The organism is Catenulispora rubra, assembly GCF_015356825.1.
Classification (GTDB): domain Bacteria; phylum Actinomycetota; class Actinomycetes; order Streptomycetales; family Catenulisporaceae; genus Catenulispora; species Catenulispora rubra.
In genome coordinates this window covers 1-2,097 of record NZ_JAACYW010000582.1, presented here as the reverse complement: position 1 = coordinate 2,097, position 2,097 = coordinate 1, and the positions used below count along the sequence as shown (strand labels likewise).

At 68.7% G+C, this 2,097-nt stretch carries 2 protein-coding genes; one reads left to right on the top strand and one right to left on the bottom strand.

The genetic code is table 11. The features are described from left to right. A partial coding sequence (locus GWK61_RS54235; protein WP_267254611.1) for a serine hydrolase domain-containing protein occupies positions 1–687 on the bottom strand: 687 nt, incomplete at its 3' end. Between GWK61_RS54235 and GWK61_RS54230 the strand changes: the two genes are divergently transcribed. Next, positions 668–2,097, top strand: a 1,430-nt coding sequence (locus tag GWK61_RS54230; RefSeq protein ID WP_228564548.1) for an ArsR/SmtB family transcription factor, incomplete at its 3' end; no start/stop codon positions are given. The genes GWK61_RS54235 and GWK61_RS54230 overlap by 20 nt on opposite strands.

Genomic DNA, 2,097 nt, shown 5'->3' with positions numbered 1-2,097 from the left:
GGCTGGGGCTGGAGGCGGGCTCTGGTCGGGGCGTCCGGAGGCATCGTCGAGTTCGTAGCCGTGGGCCATGGCGGGGACGTCGGCGGGGCGGTAGACGCGGATGTCGGTGTCGGACATGCCGGCTGGTGTGAAGACGTACTTGTGGTTGTAGCTCGGGTAATCGGTGCCGGAGGCCTGCTGGACCATCGCGCCAAGAACGATGAATCCCGAGTTGCTGTAAGCGGAACTGCTCCCGGGCGCGAACAGCAGCGGGGTTTTCGCGATCTCTGCGATCTGGCCGGCCAAGGTGTCCGGGGGCGGCGTGGGGCCAGCGTGCTGAAGCACATCCCCCATGCCGGAGGTGTGGGTCAGCAACTGCGCCACCGTCACATGATCGGCGATCGCCGACGGGAAGCCCGGCAGGTGCTTGCCGACGGTGTCGTCGAAAGCGACCTTGCCGGCGCTGACCAGTTGGCCGATCGCCACAGCCGTGAACATCTTGCCCATGGAGGCGGCGCAGAACTTGGTGGTCGGCGTGTTGGTGATGCGCCGGGTGCGATCGGCCATACCGAAGGCGGCGTCGAGGAGCACGTGTCCGTTCTGCTCGACGCGGACTGCGCCGGAGAACAGCCCGGCTGCGGCTTGCTGGCGGAGGTGGTCGCCGAGCGCGGGCCAGTCGAGCGCCGACTTGGCCGACGAAGTGGCCAGCGATGTGGCCGACGAAGTGGCCGATGAGACGGATGTTTCGGCGGCGGGCTTGTTCGAGCTCGCACCACATCCGGCAACAACGATGGCGGACGACGCGGTCAGCGCCCCGTTCAGAAATGATCGACGGTTCAAAGTCACAGCGGTTCCCTTCTTGCGGATACTGATGCCGACCGTAAAAGCGCGCATCAGACCCGATCGACCGATCAACCGCAGAGTTGATCGGTCCGCCAGGAGGGAGGCCGCGATGAGTGTGCGGCTGGTCTTGGGGCAGCAGGACGCCGACCGTTTCGAGTTCGGCAGCTCGCCGGGGTCCGAGGCGCTGCGCAGCCTGCATGTGCTGGCGGCCGTGAAGCGTCATCCGCTGCACATCTCGTGGGTCCTGGAGATGCGCACGCGGCTCGACGCGCGTCTGAAGGGCGACCTGGACGCCTTCCGGTTCTGGTTCGCCGAACGTCCGCTGCTGCTGCCCGGGATCTGGCCGCCGGGCGAGGTGAACGCGTGGCCGGACGACCTCGACCTGCTGCGCAAGGCGCCGGTCGAGGACTTCGCCGAGCCGATGGTGCACGCTGCGCTCGCGCATCGCGGCCGGGCGCGGCGGGTGCCGTGGGAGCGGTTTTGTGCTGATGCGGAGGTGCGGGAGCGCGCGCTGGGTCAGGTTGAGGGGGGGCATGCCGCGTCGGCGGTGGTTCTCAGGGAGCTGATTGCGGATCCGGATGGTGTGCGCGAGCGCTTCGCCGATTTCCTGGGCGCGTATTGGGATGTCTGTCTCGCCGCCGACTGGCCGAGCCTGGAGGCGCACCTCCACGACGAGATCGCGCGCCGCTTCCGAAGCCTGTCGCGGCTCGGACCGGCGGCGATGTTGGGTGCCATGACCGACCACATCACTGCGGGGTCCGACGGGAGCGTCACGATCCGGCCGCCGGGCGCTCGCGGTGTTGCGGATCCCATCGACGTCACCCTTGCCGACGGCGACCGCGTGCTGCTCGTGCCATCGCACTTCATGTGGCCGGAGCTCGCTGTCGCCGTGCATCGTGATCGTGATCGTGACCGTGATCGCGACCGTGATCGCGGCGAGACCACGACCGTCGTCCTCTCCTACGCTCTGGCCGGCATGGCTCACCAGGGCCGCGCACCGGCCCCTGCCGAGGACCTGCTGGGCCTGCTCCGCGCTGCTGGCGACGCGACCCGCCTACAGATCCTCGAACTCCTGGCCCGCCGCCCCCGCTCGACGCGCGAACTGGCCGGCCTGATCGGCCTCACCGAGGCGGCGGTGTCGAAGCATCTCAAGCTGCTGCACAAGTCCGGCTGGATCGCGCCGGAGCGCCACAGCTACTACGTGTACTACCGTCTCGAAGCCGGGGCGCGTGGTCGTGTGTTCGCGGGGTTGGATCGCTTGCTGGGGGGCGGGGG